Below are 3560 nucleotides of genomic sequence, written 5' to 3'. Positions count from 1 at the left end.
GAGTCTCGCACTTCCGCTCCAATCAACCTTAAATAGTTTCGTTTTAAAAACAACAATCTTTACGAAAAGAGCCAAATAAAAAAAGACAGTATTTAATTTTAATATGGCTGTCTCTTTTATCTTATATCCTCTTTTATTCGTGTAGCTTTGAAACAAAGATGTTCAACTCACGTACCCGGTAGTTCAGTAAAGTCTAAAGGATTCTTTGAAGCATTTCAATTACAACAAGTATATCTAAGTAATTTGGAACAAATATTATAACTGTTGCAAATTCAAAGGAGGTGGCTAAAATGAACGCACAACGAGCAGAAGAAATTGCTTCTTCGCCAATTATGGCAAATGTGACCTATAATGAGGAAAGTATCTACATTGAGCACGTGGATGAACAAAATGGAATAGCTACAATCCATTCCCTTGATGAACCAAATAAAAAACAAAGTGTTTCTATAACCAGCTTAAATGAACAGTAATATGTTAAATATCCTTTGGTAATCCTTTGCCTTCGGATGTAGCTTTGAAACAAAGTTTAATCAATTAATAGATAAATGAATAAATAAAAGGTCATGTTTTGAAAAACCAATCAAAACATGACCTTTTAATATTTATTTGGATTATTTTTTTTAAAAAAAGAATAGCCGTATAGGTTACATCGACTAAAGGCGTTTTCCTTAGCAATGAAAAAGCAGTCCGTAAAAGGTTTGTCCGATCTTTTTCGCGGTAACCCTAAAAGAAAATCCATTTCCTGGAGTTTTCCAAACCTAAATCATAAAAAGCCTTATTAAATAAAGGAGTTCACAAATTAGTCATGTATAATATGTGTACTCCTTTGTTCTTTTTATTAAATTAAAGCCACCCTTGTTAGGGAAAAAGTATAAGCAATAACGCCCCTCATTGCCAATCGATGAGGTTTTTCAGTAACGATTTCTATAATCACTTCGTTTTTTTCTGCTTTTCTTTAGGAAAACCGTTATCAGAATGATCAGAATGACACAGCCTAGCCCTCCTAGAGATGAAACAGAAAATTTATTAGCGTCCCCACTGATTGCTTCTTTTTTAAACGAGGCAGGCACAGCTGTGTTCCTAACATCAGCGACCGTTTTAAGGTTAAAGGATCCTATGGCGCGCCCTTCTTGGTTCATGATTGAGAGAATTCCATCATTACTCGTTTTTAGACTAGGTTCATCACTAATTAAATGAGTATAGTATAAGTCTTTGTTCAGCTTATAGGATTTAGAGTGACCTGCTGAATAAAGTAGGGTTTTTTTATCAATTTTGGCTGATTTAAAATTTTCAAAACCATAATTGAATAGAAGCTCAGTATCGGAGTAGGCATCCTTGTTTGAAGGAGCTTTAAGAGTGACCGCAATCAAGTCCTGTTCTCCTCTAGTAGCAGTAGAAATAAGGGTGTAGCCCGCTTTACTAACGAAACCGGTTTTCCCACCGGTTATTCCCTTATAGGGGAGTTCACCTTTTAAAATTTTATGATGGGTAACTAGAGTTGTGTCCCATGTTTCCACTTTCCATGGTAACTTCTTCTTCCCAAAATCTTCACGGAAAATTTCATTTTTCATTGCATATTGTGTAATTTTAGCAAGGTCACTGGCTGTAGTTACATGGTTTTTGTCAAACAAGCCATGGGGGTTCGTAAAATGAGTATCAGTGACTTTTACTTCTTTTCTTAAAAACTCATTCAAATCCTCCATGAATAATTTTTCACTTCCAGACATATGCTCGGCAATTGCGATAGCTGCATCATTTCCGGAGTTGATTAACATTCCTGCAATTAATTTGGAAAGCTTTATTTTCTCCCCAGGTTCAATAAATACCGAAGAGCCTTCTGCCTCAGCTGCTTTTTTACTAACAGTCACTAATTCATTCTGATCCCCGTGCTCTATAGCATATATAGCAGTAGCAACTTTCGTTAGACTTGCTGGATACATTTTTTTATTTATATTTTTTTCGTATAATACTTTTCCACTTTTCGCATCAATAATGATCCCAGCTTCACTAACGAGAGGTAAGTCGGGTTCTGCACTTACAGTCGTAGAGGTGAAGGGGATTAAAGCCAAAATGAAGATAAAGAAAAACCTTTTCATATACCTCTCCTTAATTGATAGTTAAATCCTATATAGTCATACTATAATAAATTTGAATGTTTAAAGATGTTTTATTGAAATTGAAATGAAACAGTAATTACCCTTTAATAATCATGGAAGCATTTTGGATAATATTCTTCATTTACTTTCCTGGAATACCTTTATAAGGGTTTTGATTCTTTTAGTACCTATAAAATTATTAAGAAGCAAAGAGGCTATTCGATGTTTTTTATGTAGCTTGTGATACTTATTCTTGAACTAAAAAACCCATTTTTCCAAGTTGTTATTTCTAAAGGGGGTTGAGTGGCTATTCTCTTTCTGACCACAATTGCTCCCTTAATGGAATAACTTAAATAGGGCTTTATAAACACTTATGCTTGTTCTAGCCCCCCGAAAAGTTTAGCGACCTTCATCTAAGGGTTCTCCCCTCGTTATCTTAAGAATTTTTCACCATAAACCAAAAATTTATTAATGCACTTTAATGTTTCGGTAATTTTTTATTTTTAAAAAGATATTGAAGCCCATCCTAATATTGCAAAATGAATTTTCATTTTTGGTATCCTCTTCCTAAGAAGCATCTTAACAATTTGATGAATGTAAAAATCCCATATACAAATACTAATCAGGATACTTATTTAATTTGGAAGGAGCAGTTTTCATGAAAAAATTATTATTTTGGGGTTTATTTTGTTATTTTCGCTAAACATGCTGGCTGGATCAATTAGTGCCGTCACTAAAACACAAGAAAATTGCATAAGCCAATCTGAAGTAAAGTTTCAAAATGAATTCAGGAAACTTTGGATGGATCATGTATTGTGGACAAGTAATTATATTACAAGTGCAACAACAGCAGGAGCAGAAGACCAAAAGCAAGTGTTGTCCAGACTTCTTAAAAATCAAGAGGATATTGGTAATGCGGTAAAGGGTGTATACGGTGAGGAGGCTGGGAACAAACTTACGGATTTGCTTAAGGAACATATTGTTATTGCCGGCAAGATCGTAGATGCTGCTAAAACCGGAAAAGAAGCCTTAGTGAATCAGCTAAACAAAGAATGGTATAGATGATATAGCGGCGTTCCTTAGCGGTGCCAATCCTTATTTAAAAGATGAAGATCTAAAAAAATTGCTTTATATTCATCTAAAATTGGTGACAAATGACTTATCTGCAAGCTTGGCAAAGGATTGGGATGCAAGAATCGTTGCGATTGATGATGGGGTCACACATATAATTCTAATGGCAGATGCTATCTCTGCTGGAGTTGTGAAGCAGTTTCCGGAGAAGTTTAATAAATAATCTTAAGAATCTCCGTTAAAGGTACCTTAATAGTGCATTTTTATTTCACTTAGAATATTTCGTTCAAACCTCATTTTCAGTTATTACAGAATGCTGCCCCTTTAGTTGAAGAAGAAAAATCAAAAGCATTGTTTAACAGAGTCTTTTTAAAGAAGTAACAATCAAAAAAA

At 34.2% G+C, this 3560-nt stretch carries 2 protein-coding genes and 1 pseudogene; 2 read left to right on the top strand and 1 reads right to left on the bottom strand.

From position 1 onward, the window contains the following. Window positions 1-290: 290 nt before the first annotated feature. Window positions 291-470, top strand: a complete 180-nt coding sequence (locus ACFX4L_RS25125; RefSeq protein WP_061461568.1) for a small acid-soluble spore protein H — start codon at window positions 291-293, stop codon at window positions 468-470. Between the two features lie 441 nt (window positions 471-911). Here ACFX4L_RS25125 and ACFX4L_RS25120 read toward each other — a convergent pair whose 3' ends face one another. Further along, on the bottom strand, window positions 912-2096 hold the full coding sequence (locus ACFX4L_RS25120) for a D-alanyl-D-alanine carboxypeptidase family protein (protein ID WP_377406635.1): 1185 nt from the start codon (window positions 2094-2096) through the stop codon (window positions 912-914). 705 nt (window positions 2097-2801) lie between these two features. On the opposite strand from ACFX4L_RS25120, the pseudogene ACFX4L_RS25115 reads away from it, so the two are divergent. Further along, window positions 2802-3390, top strand: a pseudogene (locus tag ACFX4L_RS25115) (glycosyltransferase). Window positions 3391-3560 lie beyond the last annotated feature (170 nt).

The sequence above is a fragment of the Peribacillus sp. YIM B13482 genome, assembly GCF_042787975.1.
In the GTDB taxonomy this organism is placed as follows: domain Bacteria; phylum Bacillota; class Bacilli; order Bacillales; family DSM-1321; genus Peribacillus; species Peribacillus simplex_A.
This window is presented reverse-complemented; position numbering and strand designations above follow the sequence as displayed.